This is a genomic window from Pseudomonas sp. TE50-2 (assembly GCF_040813665.1).
Lineage (GTDB): Bacteria > Pseudomonadota > Gammaproteobacteria > Pseudomonadales > Pseudomonadaceae > Aquipseudomonas > Aquipseudomonas soli.
In genome coordinates this window covers 37880-55430 of the sequence record NZ_JBFNXN010000001.1, presented here as the reverse complement: position 1 = coordinate 55430, position 17551 = coordinate 37880, and the positions used below count along the sequence as shown (strand labels likewise).

Sequence of the window (17551 nt, the reverse complement as noted above, 5' to 3'; positions counted from 1 at the left end):
GGGCTATCCGCGCAGGTCGAGGGTGTAGATGAGGTCGTCGTGCAACGTATTGCGCAGCAGGTAGGCCTGGGGCACACGGCGGGCGAGGGTGAAACCGCACTTTTCCAGGAGCCGGCAGGAAGCGTCGTTGCCGTCGGTGACCGTGGCCTCCAGCGACTTCAGGTCACTGTCGGCGGCGAATGCCAGGATGGCCCGCAGCGACTCGCTGCCCAGACCCTTGGCGTGCCATTGCGGCAGCAGCAGGTAGCCGACCTCGGCGTGGCCGGGGCGCAGCACGCGCAGGCCGGTGACGCCGACGTCGCAGCCACTGGCCTTGTCGACCATCACCAGGCACAGCCAATGTTCCGCTTCGGGCGACCACTGCGGCAGGCGGTGTTCGAAGCCACGGCGCACTTCGCTTTCCGGCAGTTCGTCGAACACATGGCGCATGGTGTCAGGCTCGCGGTGGAGCCTGAGGAACAGTGGCCAATCGGCTTCGTTCAGGGGGCGCAGGTAGAGGCGGTCGGTGTGCAGCTCCAGCATCCGGTGCTCCTTGCGGGATTGGGGAGGGCAGGGAGTTTTTTACGCCGGACGCCGGGAATGTTCAAGGCTTGGATGTACGCCGTCTCAAAGCCCCACCCAGCGCACTCTGCCAGCCAACGGCACCACCTCGCCCGCTGGCGTGGGCAGTGCCCGCCCCAGCAGCCCCATGCCTTCGCTGACCAACACCCCATCGTGCACCAGGCACAGGTTGGACGGCGTATCCAGGCCTTGGGCAAGCACCGTCACCTGCTCGGTCTGCAGGTTGCAGTGCAGGAGCCTGCCTGAGAAACGGGTGAAGCCGCCATGCCGCGGTTCGCCTTGCCAGTCAGGCGTCAAAGGTTGCTGCACGCTGTCGCAGAGCTCCAGCACTAGCAGGTTGCCGCTGCGATCCAGGGCCAGGCCGGTGGGCAGTTGCAACCCCTGGACAACCACCTCGATGCGTCCATCGCCTGGCCAGACCCGGATGACCCGTCCGGCCCTGTCGGCAAAGTCGATGCCCTTGCGCAGCGGGTCACCGTGCAGCTCGCCGGAGAACAGACTGATCAGCACTGCGTCCGTGTCAGGTTCGTACACCAGTGTAACGGGCACGGCCTCCTGGCCTTGCTCCAGTTCGGGCAACGACGCCAGTACGCGCTCCTGCTGGCCATCGACGAACTCCACCAACTGGTTGCTATCGGGCTTGACCGCCAGCCAACTGCGCCGGGATGGATGAAAGCACAGTGCGTTGAGGTTGCCGCGGCTGTGGAACACCGGCTCGGGCGGGTCGAACTGCAGGTCGAGCAGCCTCGAGCCCTCGACATAGTCGGTCTGGCTGGCCAGGCAGCGTCCGTCACCGCAGGCGATGTCCGACAACCCCATGATTTCGTCGCGCAACATGCGCGCCTGCATGTTCATGGCGCGAAAACCCTGTGCCAGGGTTTCCCGGGGCAGGTTGGCGCCGGGTGAGGTCGGGTCCGCTCGCAGTCGGCTGATCCGGCCGCTGAAGGGCTGCTCGGGCAGGCCGGAGCCGGCCTCGGCCAGCAACAGGCTGCCATCGGCCTGCAGGCAGATGCCGCGCGGGTTGAGCAGGCCCTCGGCGATGAGGGTGCTGGGGCGCAGCGTTGCGCGTGGATGTGTGGGTACATGAACAGGTGCAGGCATCGGCTTCTCTCCGTGAGCGAACAGGGGTAGCGGCTACTGTGGTGGCTGCCACGGCTCGCCGGTGAGGTAGGCACGCAGCAGCGCCCGCTGGCTCGGCGACATCGAGCGCACCACCGGCATGAACAGCGTGGTGCCTTTGTAGGCATCGGCGGTGCGGGCGAGGATCGGCCCCTTCGCCGCCATGATCGCGTCGGGCTGGTTCAGCGGCACGTACCGGGACATGGCGGGGAAGGCCAGGTAGTGAAAGCGCAGGACATTCGGGTACACCTGCTGCCAGGTGATGGTGCTGCCCGTGGCGATGCCGAAGTCGGTGCTGGCGAATTTGCGGAAGTTGGTGAAAAAACTGCCGGCGGCCAGGCCGTTGACTGAGTAGCTCAGGGCGACGAATCCGGCCTGTGCGTCGGTACCGGGCTTGACCTTGACCGGAAGGCTGACCGCGAGCTGGCCGGCCTCGACTACCAGGACCTCGGGCACGTCGAGGAAGTCCCAGTTTTCCGGTGCTCCGTAGTTCGGGCCGGAAGGGCCGGTGTCGAGCGCTATCTTGCTCAGGGTGGTTACCGGGCCACCCAGGTAGCGGACCTGCAGGGTGATCGACAGGCCGTCGGGGTAGTCCTCGGTGTAGACATTGCGCTGGTCGGCGTAGACCCGATAGACCGACTCGCACGCATGCAACAGGGTGCCAGCGACGGCGCTGGGGGCGTCGACGTGCAGCACCGAGGTTTTCGTCGCCTGCTGCTGGCTGGCGTCGAGCGGCAAGTCGACCAGGCCGCCATATACGTAATAGTCGAGCAGCAGGTCGCTGTTCGGATCGAGCGTGGCCAGGGGTACGGTACCGGCGGTGAAGGTGACCGGCCCGTAGTTGGCATTGGGCCCGATGGGGCTGGTGATGTCGTCGCGCACGGCCCTGAAGGTCTGCTTGGGAATCAGGTTGACCATGTCGACGCTCAGCAGGCCGCTGCCGGCAAGCTCGGCGTAGGCGGTGCCGCCGGTGCTCTGGTTGACCAGCTGGCGTCCGGGCTGGCAGTTGGCGGGTTCGTTGGCAAAAGCCGGGGCCAGGGTGCCGATGACCCGACCGATGCTCGGGTTCGGGGTATATCGGCCCGCGGCGTAGTCGGCGTCCAGTTGCGCGGTGGTCATCGCCGGGCACATCTCGAACATCACGAAGCGCAACACGATCCCGGTCGCACCGGGTGCCTGGATGATCGCGCGCAGCCCTGGGCTGTCGCGGTTCCAGCTGACGATGCTGGCGAGCGGGAAGGTCAGCTGGAAGGTGCCGCTCAGGCGGAACGAGCCCGGCGCGTCCATCGACGCGGGCAGCAGCACGCGCTTCTTCACATCGAGGCTGCTGCAAACGGTGTCGCAGCGGATCAGCAGCTGGGTATCGCTGTTGCCACCGATCTGCAGGCCGCCGACGAAGATCTGCGTGGTGGTCGTCGAGGTCGGGTCCAGGTCCACCATCATCGGGCCGGAGTTGCTTGGCTGGCCGGTCGCTGGGTCCAGCGAGCCAAGCAGGTACACCGGTTGTCCCACCAGGTCACCGCTGGTACTGACGCTGCCTGGGCTGCCCTGCGAGCTGATCATGGCGTTCTGCAGATCGACCAGGTGCTGCCCGTAGTGGTTCCAGCCGCCTGCGGTGTAGTAGTTGCCGTTCGGCGCATTGAGCATGCTGTTCAACTGATCGTCGCTATAGGACTCGGCGCCCGGCGCCAGGGTCGAGGTGGTCAGGTCGAAGATCGGCCACTCGTCGTTGCCATCGAAGGGGATGGTCGGGGAGTTGTTCGGCAGGCTGACATCGGTGCGGATGCCACCCCAGAAGTTCAGGCGTGGGCCATTCAGGATGCTCATGGTTCAATCCTCGTCCTTGATGGTTTTGCCCACGGGCGCATGGGCGAATTTGAACAGGTAGGAGAAGTCGGACTTGTACGGGCTCCTGACTGCGGTGGCCATGGAGTGGCAGTTCATGCAGCTGCTGTTGGGCTGGATGTAGCTTTCCATGGTGACATTGGCCGACAGTGCGGGCGTCGGCTGGCCCAGCGGATTGCCGGGGTTGTCGGGCATCAGCGGGCGCTGGGTGGTGACCAGCTGGTAGTACTTGAGCACGCTGCGTTGCAGCCCGGGGTCGGCGCGGTAGGCGGTGTTGACCTGTTGGGTGACATCGGCGATCGGGGTGACGCGGTTCAGCGGGTTGGGGGTCTGGAAGGTGGTGCCGGGCTTGGGCACGCAGACCAGTTGCGTGCCCTGGGTCTGCCAGTCGCAGGGCGACTTGTTGAGGCTCGCGGCGGGCGCGTCGGCGTTGAAGTAGGAGTAGGCGGTGCCGGGCGCAGGCTGGTCGACCCACTGGCCGCCCACCAGCGCTTTGGGCGGCACGTTGTCTATCTGCTCGAAGGTCGACCAGATCCACTGCGGATAGCCCTTGGCCTTGGTGATCACATGCAGGCCCACCAGGCCGAGGAAGGCCTCGGTCACGCCGTTGCGCCGGCCCTGGTCATCGAAGGTGGCCACCCGCGCCAGCATGGTCAGGTAGCGGCTGGCGTTGTCATGGGGGCCGAGGATGCGCCAGCTCGACTTGATCTCGATGACGCCATAGGGGAACTGGATATTGGCTGCCCTGGATACCACATCGGCGTTGTAGAACTGGTTGGCGACGATGTAGTCGTAGGACGCCTGGTTGGCCGAGATATCGTAGTAGGTCGGGTTGCCGGCCTGGTCGATCAGCCAGCCGCCGACCGCCTGGTCGATGGCGTTGACCAGCGAGCTGTTCTTCAGCGCGGCGATGTTGATGATGCCCAGGCTCCTGGCGCCCTGCGGGGTGTTCCAGGGGCCGGGATCGGCGCCACCGGGCAGGAAGACCTCGTCGACGCTCTTGTAGGTCTGCCAGACGGTGTAACCGGCGTCCCCCGGCTGCCTGGTGCAGTCCGGGTTGCCGCGTTGGCGGTCCTGGGCCGGCCAGTTCAAGGCGATGAACAGCTGCCAGCTGTAGCGATCGAACTGGTCCTGGCTGGCGTTGGCGGCCGGGGCGCTGCTGGGCGGCTGGCAATCGAGCTGGGTGGCCAGGGACGAGGGCATGGCCTGTTCCCTGGCCAATGCCGGCAGGCTGGCCAGGCCCAGGGCTATCACGGATAAGCGCAGTATGGCTTTCATGGCGATCCTTCGTCGTGGTTCAGGGTTTGCGCTGCATCAGTTTGTTCCACTGCGCCTTGTGCCCGTTGCTCTGCGCCGCTGGCGGCTCGAACAGCTGGCAGGGCGGCGGGTTCGACGGGCACATGGCGGCGACCTGCGCCCAGGTCTGGGCGGGGTCGGGCTTGGCGATGCGAAAGCCGGTGTAGTTCTGGCTGACGATCGGCGCGTTGGCGACGCTGGCGTCCCCGGAAAAGTAGAACGACTGCGGTTGCCGGTAGGGCGGCTGGCCCGTGGCCTTGTTGTAGAAGGCATAGCCGAACAGGATCGGCCCCTGCGGCGAGTCCAGGTCCAGGGCATAGGCCTGCACGCTGGCGTCCAGGTGCTGGCTGCGGGTGGCGCTGTAGGGCAGGTGCTTGATGAAATCCTGCCGAGGCGGGTGGTTCATCGGCGAGAACATGCAGCAGGCCGGCATGTCCTTGGGCCGGTCCTGCGGGTAGGTGAGGAAGTAGGCCTTGTTGCCCAGGGACACGAACGAGCAGGTGTAGTTGTTGTTCTTGATCGGGAAGATCGGCAGGCAGTACTTCTCGTAGTGCTCCATCATGGCGCCGAAGCCGTCGCCATCGGCTGGAATGTAGGTGGTGTCGTAGTAGCTGGTGCCACGGGACACGGTGTAGTCGGCCGGGGCCAGGGTGGCCGGCGGGTTGCTGTAGGGCGGCGGATTCTGCTGGTAGTTGTGCATCACCCGGTACATCGTCCAGTCGCTGATCCAGTACGCCGGAAAGAACGGATCGGACGGGTCGCTCGGTGCGCGTTTGGCGATGCAGTTGCCGTTGCTTGCATCGCAGCCCAGGGTGTTGTGCACGCCCATGGTGAAGTAGACGGCGCTGTCGTCGGCCTGGGCGACCAGCGAGGGGCACAGCAGCAGGACAAGCAGCAACAGTCGGTCGAGGATGCGGGTGTTCATGGGACACTCCTGTGAAGTGTGCCGGGTGACAGCCTCGTCACCCGGCAGTCCTGCCGGTCAGCCTTGCGGGAAGTCGCTCATGCTCAGCGGGATGGGTGGGTAGTTGCGTTTCACCAGGGCCTGGGCCCAGAGCTCCAGCACTGCCCGGCGGCTTTGCGGCATGTCCCGGGTGATGGGCATCGCCAGGGTGCTTTCCTCCTGGTACTCCTTGCTGATCAGCACAATCAGCTGGTCGACCGCGCCCTCTATGCGGGCCAGGGAGTTCAGCGGCATGTACTTGTTCATGATCGGGTACATGTAGAAGAACGGCTGCAGGATGAACGGGTAGATGAAGCTTTCCCAGATCAGCTGGCCGGCGTTCTGCTGCTTGTAGACCTGGTTCCAGGCATCGACGAACCTCTGCTGTATCTCCGGCTCCTGGGGCAGCACGCGCAGTGGCGCGAGGAAGTCGGTATAGGTTTGCATCAGTTTGAAGCTGAACGGGATCTGCGGCGGCTGCTTGCCGTCATGCACGAAGAAGCGCAAGGTCGGAAAGCCCGGTGCCACGGCCTTGACGGTCAGCTGGGCAACCCCGTTGGCGTCGGTGGTGATCTGCGTGGTGCTGTACTGCACCTTGCCGTTCGGCTCACCCTGCAGCGTGCCCTGACCCTGGATGGGGTTGGCGAACGCCAGGCTGGGGCTCAGGGCCACCGAGCCAGGCGTGGGCAGGTACTGCTGGTAGCTCACCGGATTCATGCCGGTGGTCGGGCCTGCAAGGTGCATCGCCGTAAGCCTGCGGCCCGTGCCTTCGCTCAGCTGCCGAGAGAGCGGCGAGGCGTTGTCGAAGTTCGGCAGGTTGGAGATGTTCTTGGCGCGGTCGTCAGGGTCGTCGAAGAACAGCGTGAAATCGGCCGGGTTGCTGAACGCCAGGTAGTAGTCGGTGGTGCACATCATGTAGGCGTTGTTGTACTCGGCCACCGTCAGCACGGTACCGGCCGGCGCCGGCAGGCCGTCGTACTGCACCATGATCTGCAAGGTCTTGCTGTCGCCGACGTCGATGAAACTGGCGCTCTCGACCACTTCGGCGGTCCACATCTGCTGGGTCGCCGCCTTCACCGGCGTGGTGCCTTGCTGCTGCAACTCCAGCGATCCGCTTTGCAGCTGTTTCTGCGCTTCTGCGCTCAACGGCAGGTCGAGGATTCCCGAACGTTTGTCGAAGGCCGCCTGCTGATAGTCTTCGTAGCCGAAACTGGCCAGCGGCGTGAACTGCTCGCCCTGGCGTATGCCGAGTTGGTAGCTGCCGGCGTCGAACTTCGCCGCCACCGGTATCTTGGCCTTCGGGTCGAGCGAATAGCTGGGGAACCCATTGAGCAGGTCCAGCGACAGGGTGTCGTCATGCACCTGCGCCGAGATGACCCCCAATGTCATGGGTTTGAAGTCCACACCGTCCTTCTGCAACTGTACCGGATCACCAGGGACCAGCCGCCGCCCGGCCGGCGCCGTGGGGAACTCGTCGTCGAACCACAAACCCAAGGTGCCCGCGGTGCGGCTGTAGGCAGGGTTGAAGAAAATGCTGCCGACATTGTCCAGGCCTTTCTGGTACATCGCCTGCACATAGGCCAGCGCTTGCGGGGTGGTGGCGCGGGTGTCGATGTACGGCTGGTCATTGAAGACGCCGTTCTTGTCGTAGCAGGTCAGGTAGGTAGAGAAACGGAACATCAGCCCTTTGGCCTTCTGCTGCTCCATCTGTTGCTGCAGGTTCTGCAGCAATTGCGAGTTGCCCAGGGCCCAGCTCAGGTTCTCTTTCGGGAAACAGGTCTGCCAGGTGGTGGTTACATAGACCAGGCCACCAAGTCTCGCCCAGTTGAAGTTGAGGAAACGGTCGAGCATGCGGTGCTGGCGCTTGAGCGTCAGGCCGCACTGGGCGTCGCCGAGCACCAGCCGGTCGAAGTACAGCGCGGTGAAGGTGTTCTGCCAGGGGCTGACGTCGACGAAACGCGCCGGAGTAGGGGCATCGCTGCCGAACGGGTTGCCGAACAGGTTGTAGGTCTGGTTGATCAGCGGGTCTTGGTCGACGTAGCCGCCGTTGGGCAGTTCGCCGCCGGTGATGACGGAGGCTGTCGCCGGGATAGTGGGGTCTGCCGGCGTGTAGTTGACGGTGCCGCAGGCGTTGTCGCCGAACAGGTTCCACTCGCCGGGGATCATCACGTCGACGCCCTGCGCGGCATTACCCGGCACCTGGATGACATAGGTGGGCGCCTCGAGCAGCACCTGCGGAGCGATGACCCACGGCATCAACTTGCTGCTGGCATTCGCCGGGTTGATCCCGTAGTACTCGAGGAAGCGCCAGTTCAAGCGCATCTTCGAGGCGTCGTAGAGCGGGTACATGTCGTTGTTGTTGGCGGTCGGCGGGCTCCAGTACATGTGGCCGCCGAGGTAGATGCGCGGGAAGTTCAGTACGCTCATGTCATGCTCCTTAGCGTTGCCACTGGGCGCGTTTCAGCGACCAGACAAAGTCCAGTTTGTTGTACCCGGCGAACTCGGACGCCGGCACTTCGGCAGTCGGATAGACAATCCCGCCTTGCTGCTTCTGGGCGAAATTGAAATAGCCCTTGGTCTTGGAGTAGGCCGCCGTTCCATGGCAGGCGAAGCACGAGGACTGGCTCTGGAAGGCCGACTCGAGCTGGGAGTTGGCCAGCAGCTTCGGATTGGTCTCGGACTGGGTGCCGATCAGCTCGTACTGCGCCAGCGCCGGGTACATGGCCTGGAAGGTGGTGTTGGCGGTCTGCGCCGCCGGGGTCGGCCCGGTGCTGTTGCTCATCGGGGTCGGGGGAATCGCGTTGGTCACGGTGTACTTGCCGTTGTTGCGATTCTCGAAGGTGGTCCAGACCCATTGCGGGTTCAGCTTGTTGACCACGTGCAGGCCACTGAGCGCGGCGTAGCCGACCTGGTACTGGCCGTTGTCCTGCTGGTAGTAGGCCTGGGCGATGTAGTAGCCATCGCCTTGCAGTTGCTGCTGATAATCCGGGTTATTGCCGATCCACAGCCAGGCGGCCTTGAGCTCCCAGGCGGTGGAGGGAAAGGCCAGGTTGCTGGTCAAGGCGGCCTGGCCGTTCACGTTGTACACCTGCTTTTGCACGATGTAGTCGAAGGTGTCCTCGCCCATCAATAGCTGGAAACGCACCGGTTGCCCCTGTTGCGCGGTGGGTACCGCGCCGCCCATTTCCAGTATCAGGCCGTCCACCTGCTGCACGGCGTTGAGGTTGTGGAACGTGCGGTTGGGGTTCAGGCCCTGGGCCTGGGCGGCCTGCAGCACCGCGGCCGGCACCGGCTCGCTCTGGCCCCAGGGCAGCGGTGCGGCGCCATTGCTCAGGTAGACCTGGTCCGAAGGCTTGAGGGTTTCCCAGACCCGATTGGGGCTGTTCGACTCGACCGGCTGGTTCAGGCAGACGAACCAGTTCCAGCTCATGCTTTCCGGCCCTTGGGCGAAGGTCTGCCGGGCCTGGTCGACGTTGCCGCCAAACTGCATGAACTGGTTGCAATCGAAGGGGGTGGTGCCCTCGGCCTGGGCCAGTCCGGCCAGTGCGCTGAGGACGGTTATTGAGATGGCTCGCCGCATGTAAGCTCCTTGGCTTTGGCCAGGTCGGTGTATGAGTGCCCCAGGAAATGCTGCAGGAGCAGTTGCTTCACCGCTGTCGCCGGCAGGCTGCCCGGCAACGGCAGATCACAATCGGTAATGAGCAGTGGCCCGGTCTGCGCGCTGGCGGGCAGACGGCCGTGGCTGCCACGCACCATCGAGGTGTCGAGCGGGATCAGGTCCATGTAGTAGCGAAAGCCGAGTTTCTTCTGCAGCAGGCGCCGCGCCACTTTCAGCCTGGGGAAGCGGATGGCGGGGTCGATGAACAGCTCCAGCGGGTCGTAGCCGGGCTTGCGGTGGATGTCCACGGTGCGGGCGAAGTCCGGTGCCTTGCGATCGTCGAGCCAGTAGCGGTAGTCGAACCAGTGATCGGCGGCGGCCACGGCGACCAGTTCGCCACTGCGCGCGTGGTCCAGCTGCCAGGCCTGCTGCTCGGTCCTGTCCAGCACCCGCTCGATGCCGGGCTGGCCTTGCAACAGGGCCTTGACCCGAGGGATGTCGCGGGCTTGTCTGACGTAGACATGGGCAATCTGGTGGTCGACGACGGCGAAGGCAGCGCTGGCACCGGGGTCGAGCAGTTCCCAGGTCAGTGACTGGCGCACCTGCAGCAGACCTTCGGCGCGCAGCAGGCGATTGATGGACACTGATTGACTGACTGCCTCGATGCCGTACTCCGACAGCAGCATCACGGCCGCGCCTTGCGTCTTGGCGAAGCCCAGCAGGCGGCCGACCTCGGCGTCGATGGCCCGCACTTCGTCGACGATAGACGGGTGCCCTGGCCCCAGGCGCTGCAGGCAATAGTCGAGGTGTGGCAGGTAGACCAGCTGCAGGTCCGGGCGATCGAGCTGGAACTCGGCCATGGCGCAATCGACGATCCAGCGGCTGGAGGCGATGCCGGCAGCCGGCCCCCAGAACGCCGGGAACGGAAACGCGCCGATCTGCTCTTCGATCCGCGCATGCAGGTTTGCCGGGGACGAATACAGGCCGAACAGCTTGCGGCCATCGGCCGGATAGTGCGGGCGCGGGGTGATGGCGGCATCGACGTCGGCGTACATGTTGTACCACCAGAACAACTGGCTGCAGCGAAAGCCCGGCAGCTCGCGCTTGAGCGTCTGCCAGACCTTCTCGCCCTGGATCAGGGCGTTGGGTTGCAGCCAGAAGCGCACTTCGGCCTGGTCGCGAAAGTACCAGCCATTGCCGACGATGCCGTGCCCGGCCGGTGGCAGGCCGGTGAGGATCGAGGCCTGCACCGTGGAGGTGACGGCAGGGAACACCGGTTGCAGGCTGGCCATCCTGGCCTTTTGCAACAGGCGGTTGATGTGCGGCGTTGCCGTGCCCAGCAGCGCAGGCGTCAGCCCGACCACGTTGATCAGCAGCAGCGGTTGGCGGGGCTGTTCAGAGGGCATCGGCACACACCTCCTGTGCGTGGGATTGCAACAGGCGACGCTGGCGCAACTGCTCCTCGACCCAACGCAACTCGTCGCTGATGCCCTGTTGCTGGGCCGGGGCGGTGGTGGGTCGCAGTTGCGCAGGCAGAACGCCCCAGCTGTAGGTTTCCACTTCCAGCACGGGGCGGATGTCCTCGTGCGCGGCGAGAAAATCGAAGGTCTGCGCCAGGGCGGCCTGGCTGGCGCCGAGCTCCGGCAGCAGCAGGTGTTCGCTGAACAGCGGGATGTGGAAGTGAACCCGCAACTCCCGGTAGCGCCCGGGCTCCGCCAGGCAGGCGGCGAGCGCAGCCGGCAGGTCCGCCCAGGCACACAGGTGGCCTTGGCTGTCGCGCGCCTGCACCTGGTGCAGATAGGTGGCTTCGGCAAAGCCGCCCAGCACCTCGAGTACCTGGGCGCAACGGCGAATGTCCTGGGCCGGCAGGCGGCAAATCATCGCATTGGACAGCTGGATCTTGCCGATGGGCACCCCAGCCTGGCGCAGCCTTTCCAGGGACTGCCGGCAATCTTCGAACATCACCGCCTGGTGGCAGACGTCGAAGCACAGTGCCAGGTACTCATGGTTAGGGTCGCTGGCCTGCCAGTGGTGGAAGAAGGCGATGGCCTGGTCGGTGGTCTGCAGCACGCAGTCCGGCTCCATTTCCAGGCATACCATGATCTTCTTGCCGGTTTCCTGGTGCAGCCGGGCCAGCGCCGAGGTGAGCTCGCGCAGCTGTTCCTCGGCACGCTGCTGCAGCGCCGGGCTCCAGTGGGCGGCGTAGCCCAGCGGCACGCTGGAGATCACCCCTTGCCGGCAGTCCGGCGGCAGGGCCTCGGCCAGCAGCCGCGCCAGCTCCAGGCTGTACGCCAGCCGTTGCGGCTCGGCCCAGCTGGGCAGGTAGACCGCAGCCTTCACCGCGCCCTCATGGAACTGCCCGTAGGGGAAGCCGTTGAGCGAGGTCAGGCGCAGCCCGCTGCGTTGCAGCAGGTCGAGAAACGCCTGCCGTGCCGGCGCTTGGCGCAACTCGGAAGCGGCGCGGGCGCTGATCCACAGCCCGCTGTCTTGCACGTCGAGCCCGCGCAGTCTGCGCACGCCCTGGAAGTGCTGCTCGATGGAGGCGCGCAGCGCGGCCAGGTCAGGTGCCGGGTGCACGTTGCCGCAGTAGCCGAGCTGCGAGGCGCTCCAACCCCGGCCAGCGCTCATTTGACCACCGGATCCTGGCCGCGCAGGGCCGAGTTTTCCTGCCACTGGCGACGCTGGTCGATGGGCAGCGGGGTGCTGACCAGGGTTTTGTCCAACTGACCACTCTGGGCAAAGAAATCCACCGGGTTGTGGAACAGCACCTGCTCGACCTGGGCCTCGCTGAAGCCTGCGGCCAGCATCGCCTGGCCGGTCTTTGGCACCTTGAGCGGGTCACTGATGCCCCAGTCGGCGGCGCTGTTGACCACCATTTTTTCCGTGCCGTACTGCTGCAGCAGCGCGACCATGCGCTGCTCGGACATCTTGGTGTTGGGGTAGATGGAATGGCCGCGCCAGCAATCGCTGTCGAGCACCAGCGGCAGGGTCAGTTCGTTGAGGTGGTCGATGATCACCAGGTGTTCGGCGATACCGACTTCGCGGATCACCGCAAGGGTGCGCTTGGTGCCGCCGATCTTGTCGCGGTGTGGCGTATGCACCAGCACCGGCAGGTTGAATTGCTTGGCAAGCTCAAGTTGCGCGGCGAGAAAGCGGTCTTCTTCGGGGGTGATGTCGTCGTAGCCGATTTCACCCACCGCCACCACCCCATCCTTGACCAGGTAGCGCGGCAGGACCTCGAGTACCTCATAGGCGATCGACAGGTCGTTGGCCTCCTTGGGGTTGAGGCCGATGGTGCAGAAGTGATGTATGCCGAACATGCTGGCGCGAAAACGCTCCCAACCCAACAGGGTGTCGAAGTAGTCGACGAAGCTGCCGAGGCTGGTCCTGGCCTGGCCCTGCCAGAACGCGGGTTCGATCACCCCGGTGATGCCGGCGGCAGCCATGTTCTGGTAGTCGTCGGTGGTGCGGCTGACCATATGGATATGCGGGTCGAAGTACTTGGGCATGGTGAATCCTCGTCAGGGAGAAGGCATTGTCGGGTATCAGGTGGCCAGGTGCTCATGCCAGCCGGGGGGCAGGCATTGCTGGCGGCAGAGGCCGAGCAGCCGCTGGTGCTGCGCCGGGCTGAGCAGGTTGAAGGCAATCGCCAGGTACAGACCGCCGGAGACCGGACGCGCGGCAGCCAGTTGCTCATCCAGCAGATCAAGGGCCAGTTGGTTGAGGGTGACGCCCCGGCGCTCGCTCAGGCCGTGCAGGCGGCTCACGTCCAGTCCCATGCCGAGCGCTTTGAGCACCAGCTGGTGGAACGCACGCTCCGGGTAATGGCGGGACGGGTAGAGGGTGTCGAGGGCGAGGGCGGCGAACACCTGGCTGTTGCTGGTGCGCCCGGCCTGCAAGGCCAGCTCCAGGCACGCGCCACGGCTGTCGAGCCAGTCCAGGGCCTTGAGCAGGGCGACCTTTTCCTGGTCGTCACCCCAGTGGAACAACTGGCGCAGCAAAGGCAGCTGCCCGGCCTCTGGTTGCTGCTCGAGGACCTGCGCCAGGAGCAGCGCGCGTGCCAGCTGCAACTGGCTCCAGCCCTCATCGTCGGGCATGGCCCGGTCGCCGATCCGGCGCTTGCACTGGCTGCTCAGCAGGGCGGCGGTGTTGGCGTCCGGCGACTGCCCGAGGCGCGCCTGCGCCTGTTGCCACCACTGCAACTCGGCCTGATCGAGTTGCGCGACCAAGGCCTGCTGCCGTTCGGCCAGGCAGTCGTGGCGCATGTCCAGCGCCGCCGTTGGCGACGAAGCGATATGACTGTTCATGTCGGTTTGATCCAGCGTTGGAGGTGTGGAAGCAGGAAGAACACCAGGACGCACAGCAGGCTGCCCAGGGGCTGGTCGGCCACCGCCAGCACCAGGGCATCGAACAGCGGCAGGGCCGCCAGCCCCGCGCCGATGAAGGCACGTACTTGCCGGCGCCGCGGATCGGCGAGGTGCAGCCAGTAATGCCAGCCCAGCCAGCCCAGCCACAGCAGCAACACCGGCCAGAACCACAGGGTCTCGGCGTAGGCCGCCAGGGCCAGCGGGCTGAGCATCAGCAGCAGGGGCAGGCGGCTGAGCAACTGGTTGAGGTGCTCCTGGCGCGCCAGGTAGGTCAGGCCGCTGATGTACACCCCGAGCAGGATCGCGCACAGCCAGATGGGCTGCGCCGGCACCGCCAGGCTGGCCGCCGCGGTGAGGTACAGCGCCGAGCGGCACGCGCCCATCAACCAGACGCTGTGGACGTGGGTCTTGTGCAGCAGGTTGTAGCCGAGAATGCAGCCCACCAGCAGGGTGACGCTGCCCAGCAGCCAGTGCGGCTGTTCGACCAGGCGGCTCAGGCCGAGCGCCGCGGTCGCGGCCAGCAGCAGCAACCCGTAGATGGCCAGGCGCACCTGCCGCCGGCTGACCAGCCCGAGGGTGATGGGGCGGGCGTTGCTGTGCTGTTGGTCCCAATCGGCGTCCAGCAGGTCGTTCAGCAGCATGCCGGCCAGGTACAGCAGCGACAGCATGGCCAGCAGCAGGAGCCACACCAGAGAGGAGGGTGGCGCCAGGGCACCGGCGCTGCTGGCCAGCAGGGCGGCGGCGAGGGTGTTGGTCCACACCGTGGGCAGGTTGGAGACCCGGCCAACAGTCATCCAGGTTTTCAGGTCCGGCGTGATCGGGTTCATTGCGCGCAGCCCTCGCCCAGGGTGAGGGGCGCGCGCTGGCTGACCAGCCGCAGCAGCGCCTGTTCCATCAGTGCGTCATCGATCTCGTGCAGGTCGACCGATGTCCCGATGCAGCTCAGCATGGGGATGGACAGCTGCCCGCCCAAGTGCTGGCGAAACTCCTCCAGCCCGAGCAACACCCGCGAACGACCATGCGCATCTTTCAGGCTCAGCTCCGGTGGGCACAGGTTGAAGCCAAGCCTGAGCAACAGGCTGATGACGCGCTCGCTGTCGGCATCGCTCAACAGACCCAGGGCATTGGCATAGAGCCCGTCGAGGGCCATGCCCACCGCCACTGCTTCACCATGGCGCAGGCGGTGCTGGCTGAGGTTTTCCAGCTTGTGCGCCGCCCAGTGGCCATAGTCCAGGGGGCGCCCGTTGCCGCGTTCGAAGGGGTCGCCAGCGCCGGTGATGTGCCCCAGGTGCAGCTCGGCGCAACGGCGGATGGCGTAGCGGCTGGCCGGATGATCGAAGTGGGCGAGGGCGTCGGCCTCCCGCTCCATCCACTCGAAGAAGGCGCGGTCCTTGATCAGCGCCACCTTGACGGCCTCGGCCAGGCCGGCGATGCGGTCGCGGTGGGCAAGCGTGGTGAGCAGTTGGAAGTCATTGATCACTGCGCTGGCGGGGTAGAAGGCGCCGAGCAGGTTCTTCTGGCTGAAGGCGTTGATGCCGTTTTTCACGCCGATGCCGGCGTCGTTTTGTGCCAGTACCGTGCTGGGGATGCGGATCAGGCGCATGCCCCGGTGAAAGGTGGCGCAGGCGTAGCCCACCGCGTCCAGCACGGCGCCGCCGCCCAGGGCCAGGACGAAGCAATGACGGTCCAGCCCATGGCTCAGCATGTCGCTGTACAGCTGTTGCAGGACCTGTGCGTCCTTGCTCAGCTCACCGGCCGGCATGGCGATGGGCGCGGCTTTCAGGTTCAGGTCCGCGTCATGGGCGGCAAAGTAGGCGTCGATCTGGCCCGCCAGGTGCGGTGCGCAGCGCAGCAGCTGTTCGTCGGCGAAGACCAGCACCGTTACCCGGCCACGCTGCTGTGCGGTGAGCTGGCGGTGCAGGCAGGTGTTGAGCGGATCGAACAGGTGCTCGGTGAACACCACGGGGTAGTCGTAACTGACCGTGAAACGCCCGCGCAGTGGTTCACTCTTGCGCAAGGCCTTGAACAGGCTGTACCCGGCGATGAACAGCGCGGGCAGGACCATGCCGGCGAGCAGGGTCACCAGCAGCGCGTTCTGCGCGACCAGGAAGGTGCCGATGGCGCTGTAGGCCAGTGCCAGGCCGGCATTGGCCAGGGTAGTGACCAGGATGAAGGCGCGCAGCGGATAGCGCTGCATGCCGGCCGCCACCACCGAGGTTTCCGCCAGCACCGGCACGCCGCGCAGGCAGATCAACGACAGCGTGCCCAGCCGATACGCCAGTTGCCCCGGCTGGCGCTGGTGCAGGCCCAGGCGGCTGGACAGCAGGCGAAAATACCCGGCCCCCAGCGCATACCCCAGCCCGGCACCCAGGCACAGGCCGATGAAGATCACCAGGTAGCCGCCAACGCTGCCAAGCATCGCCACCGCAAGCAGCGCTACCATGCTCGACGGCACGGGTAGTACCACGTCCAGCGCCAGCAAGCTGATCAGCAGCAACGCCAGGGTCAGCATCTGGGCGGGGGTCGAAGGCAGGAACTGTTCGAGGTGGGAGAGGAAGTTCTGGATCTGTTGTTCGAATAATACAAAGCTGGCGATCACCAGGCCTGAGAAGCACAGTACTGACAACCAGAAATGTTTGCCCGGCCCTCTTTGCGAGAGCGCACGATACCCGCGGCTGCGCTTCATCAAGCGTCCCTCTTGTTATTTGACTGATTTCCGTTTCAGCAATCGAGCGTCACGCCCCATGGGCGCGAGGACATGGACTCCTCTGAACTAAATGGCGGGGGAGTTATATTTATTATGTTGGCGAAGATAAACACAAAACTAGTCGGCCGCTTCGCTTTTGCAAGGGAATGTGGGGCGAAGGGTTAGATGAAACGCGTGATTTTTAGGCGTGCATTAGAATGCTTGCGAATTATCAGTCGTGAATATATATAAATGATTAATCGGAATGATTATAGATATTGAACAGCTGAATGATAATCATTTTATTTTATCCGTTGCTTGTATTTCCCGGGTTTTAAGTTGAGGTGGCAAACTAGATAGTCTTCTAACTAGTGCGCAACTAATTAAAATTATGTGTAGTTACACAAAACGTTTTACTTACAGTCTTCATACAACCTGCGCAGCGATTACCGACAAAAGCGTCAGATCTCATTTCCCGCTGAACGATGGCAATATCAGCTCATTCGAGCAAGGAGTACATCCGTACTCCACCCCTGGTAGGACACCATCTGTAGGTCGAGCGAGGTGCGCCACCCAGCGTTGTCGCCGATGCCTTGCGATGTTAGATTGCCACCCCCCCCGACGGACCGCATGCCCTCCAAGGAACCCCATGGCACGCTTGAAAACCGCCGCTTCTTTAGCTGCAACGCTATTTCTCGGTGCCTGCACCACCTTGCACAATGGTGCCGAGTTCGCCGAAGTCGCCCCCCTCAAGCAAGACGCGGCGCTGGTCTACCTCTACCGTACCGGTGTTGCCCCTTACTGGCGCAGCCCCACGCTGGTCATCGATGGCAAGGAGGTCAGTGAAGTGAAGAACCGTTCTTTCACCTACTTCTACCTGTCACAAGGCCAGCACCAGGTTGCCACCCGCTGGGCCCTGGACCTCTACCCCTTGAACGTCAACGGCACCCTGGACCTGCGCAACGGCCAGGCCTACTACCTGAGGCTGGGAGGCGGCATGCAATTCGCCCCGGGCATCGGCCCCGGCGGGCTGAATGTGGGGGTGTCTTCGAACCTTGGCCAGGTGCCGGCGCCGACCGCGCTGCGGGAAATGCGCGACAGCATGTACATCGACAACGCGCTGCAGGCGCAGTGAC

Annotated in this window: 14 protein-coding genes; 1 reads left to right on the top strand and 13 read right to left on the bottom strand. The window is 64.8% G+C overall.

The genetic code is table 11. The features are described 5' to 3' along the window. Nucleotides 1-3 precede the first annotated feature (3 nt). From AAHK21_RS00245 to AAHK21_RS00185, 13 genes are all read right to left on the bottom strand, one after another. Nucleotides 4-522, bottom strand: coding sequence for a GNAT family N-acetyltransferase (locus AAHK21_RS00245; protein ID WP_367855959.1), 519 nt, complete (start codon nt 520-522; stop codon nt 4-6). Between the two features lie 84 nt (nt 523-606). After that, on the bottom strand, nt 607-1662 hold the full coding sequence (locus AAHK21_RS00240; RefSeq protein WP_367855958.1) for a hypothetical protein: 1056 nt from the start codon (nt 1660-1662) through the stop codon (nt 607-609). A gap of 33 nt (nt 1663-1695) precedes the next feature. Beyond that, entirely contained in the window at nt 1696-3507 is a 1812-nt protein-coding gene (locus AAHK21_RS00235) for a hypothetical protein (protein WP_367855957.1), read from the bottom strand. 3 nt (nt 3508-3510) lie between these two features. Next, nucleotides 3511-4803: a hypothetical protein gene (locus tag AAHK21_RS00230; RefSeq protein ID WP_367855956.1), complete on the bottom strand. Its 1293-nt coding sequence runs from the start codon at nt 4801-4803 to the stop codon at nt 3511-3513. A gap of 19 nt (nt 4804-4822) precedes the next feature. Then, a complete protein-coding gene (locus AAHK21_RS00225) occupies nt 4823-5746 on the bottom strand; it encodes a hypothetical protein (RefSeq protein WP_046855540.1) in 924 nt (307 codons plus the stop codon). Nucleotides 5747-5803: 57 nt separating this feature from the next. Then, nucleotides 5804-8191 (bottom strand): hypothetical protein, encoded by a 2388-nt coding sequence (locus tag AAHK21_RS00220; protein ID WP_367855955.1) that lies wholly within the window; start codon nt 8189-8191, stop codon nt 5804-5806. A gap of 10 nt (nt 8192-8201) precedes the next feature. Next, complete coding sequence (locus tag AAHK21_RS00215) at nt 8202-9344, bottom strand: hypothetical protein (RefSeq protein ID WP_367855954.1); 1143 nt, start codon at nt 9342-9344, stop codon at nt 8202-8204. Next, nucleotides 9323-10768, bottom strand: coding sequence for an alkaline phosphatase family protein (locus AAHK21_RS00210; RefSeq protein ID WP_367855953.1), 1446 nt, complete (start codon nt 10766-10768; stop codon nt 9323-9325). The genes AAHK21_RS00215 and AAHK21_RS00210 overlap by 22 nt, the downstream gene beginning before the upstream one ends. After that, the gene (eboE, locus tag AAHK21_RS00205) at nt 10758-11990 is read right to left on the bottom strand and encodes a metabolite traffic protein EboE (RefSeq protein ID WP_367855952.1); all 1233 of its coding nucleotides are present in this window, start codon (nt 11988-11990) and stop codon (nt 10758-10760) included. Before eboE ends, AAHK21_RS00210 begins: the two co-directional genes overlap by 11 nt. Beyond that, nucleotides 11987-12871: a TatD family hydrolase gene (locus tag AAHK21_RS00200; RefSeq protein ID WP_367855951.1), complete on the bottom strand. Its 885-nt coding sequence runs from the start codon at nt 12869-12871 to the stop codon at nt 11987-11989. Before AAHK21_RS00200 ends, eboE begins: the two co-directional genes overlap by 4 nt. A gap of 36 nt (nt 12872-12907) precedes the next feature. Beyond that, nucleotides 12908-13669, bottom strand: a complete 762-nt coding sequence (locus AAHK21_RS00195; RefSeq protein ID WP_367855950.1) for an EboA domain-containing protein — start codon at nt 13667-13669, stop codon at nt 12908-12910. Then, nucleotides 13666-14556: a UbiA family prenyltransferase gene (locus AAHK21_RS00190; RefSeq protein ID WP_367855949.1), complete on the bottom strand. Its 891-nt coding sequence runs from the start codon at nt 14554-14556 to the stop codon at nt 13666-13668. Before AAHK21_RS00190 ends, AAHK21_RS00195 begins: the two co-directional genes overlap by 4 nt. Further along, entirely contained in the window at nt 14553-16415 is a 1863-nt protein-coding gene (locus AAHK21_RS00185; RefSeq protein ID WP_367855948.1) for a 3-dehydroquinate synthase, read from the bottom strand. The genes AAHK21_RS00190 and AAHK21_RS00185 overlap by 4 nt, the downstream gene beginning before the upstream one ends. 649 nt (nt 16416-17064) lie before the next feature. On the opposite strand from AAHK21_RS00185, the gene AAHK21_RS00180 reads away from it, so the two are divergent. After that, complete coding sequence (locus AAHK21_RS00180; protein ID WP_367855947.1) at nt 17065-17550, top strand: DUF2846 domain-containing protein; 486 nt, start codon at nt 17065-17067, stop codon at nt 17548-17550. Nucleotide 17551: the final 1 nt, after the last annotated feature.

What these genes read in the sequence shown, in the direction of transcription:
- AAHK21_RS00245 (WP_367855959.1), bottom strand. Translation starts at nt 522, where the DNA reads ATGCTGGAGCTGCACACCGACCGCCTCTACCTGCGCCCCCTGAACGAA.
- AAHK21_RS00240 (WP_367855958.1), bottom strand. Translation starts at nt 1,662, where the DNA reads ATGCCTGCACCTGTTCATGTACCCACACATCCACGCGCAACGCTGCGC.
- AAHK21_RS00235 (WP_367855957.1), bottom strand. Translation starts at nt 3,507, where the DNA reads ATGAGCATCCTGAATGGCCCACGCCTGAACTTCTGGGGTGGCATCCGC.
- AAHK21_RS00230 (WP_367855956.1), bottom strand. Translation starts at nt 4,803, where the DNA reads ATGAAAGCCATACTGCGCTTATCCGTGATAGCCCTGGGCCTGGCCAGC.
- AAHK21_RS00225 (WP_046855540.1), bottom strand. Translation starts at nt 5,746, where the DNA reads ATGAACACCCGCATCCTCGACCGACTGTTGCTGCTTGTCCTGCTGCTG.
- AAHK21_RS00220 (WP_367855955.1), bottom strand. Translation starts at nt 8,191, where the DNA reads ATGAGCGTACTGAACTTCCCGCGCATCTACCTCGGCGGCCACATGTAC.
- AAHK21_RS00215 (WP_367855954.1), bottom strand. Translation starts at nt 9,344, where the DNA reads ATGCGGCGAGCCATCTCAATAACCGTCCTCAGCGCACTGGCCGGACTG.
- AAHK21_RS00210 (WP_367855953.1), bottom strand. Translation starts at nt 10,768, where the DNA reads ATGCCCTCTGAACAGCCCCGCCAACCGCTGCTGCTGATCAACGTGGTC.
- eboE (WP_367855952.1), bottom strand. Translation starts at nt 11,990, where the DNA reads ATGAGCGCTGGCCGGGGTTGGAGCGCCTCGCAGCTCGGCTACTGCGGC.
- AAHK21_RS00200 (WP_367855951.1), bottom strand. Translation starts at nt 12,871, where the DNA reads ATGCCCAAGTACTTCGACCCGCATATCCATATGGTCAGCCGCACCACC.
- AAHK21_RS00195 (WP_367855950.1), bottom strand. Translation starts at nt 13,669, where the DNA reads ATGAACAGTCATATCGCTTCGTCGCCAACGGCGGCGCTGGACATGCGC.
- AAHK21_RS00190 (WP_367855949.1), bottom strand. Translation starts at nt 14,556, where the DNA reads ATGAACCCGATCACGCCGGACCTGAAAACCTGGATGACTGTTGGCCGG.
- AAHK21_RS00185 (WP_367855948.1), bottom strand. Translation starts at nt 16,415, where the DNA reads ATGAAGCGCAGCCGCGGGTATCGTGCGCTCTCGCAAAGAGGGCCGGGC.
- AAHK21_RS00180 (WP_367855947.1), top strand. Translation starts at nt 17,065, where the DNA reads ATGGCACGCTTGAAAACCGCCGCTTCTTTAGCTGCAACGCTATTTCTC.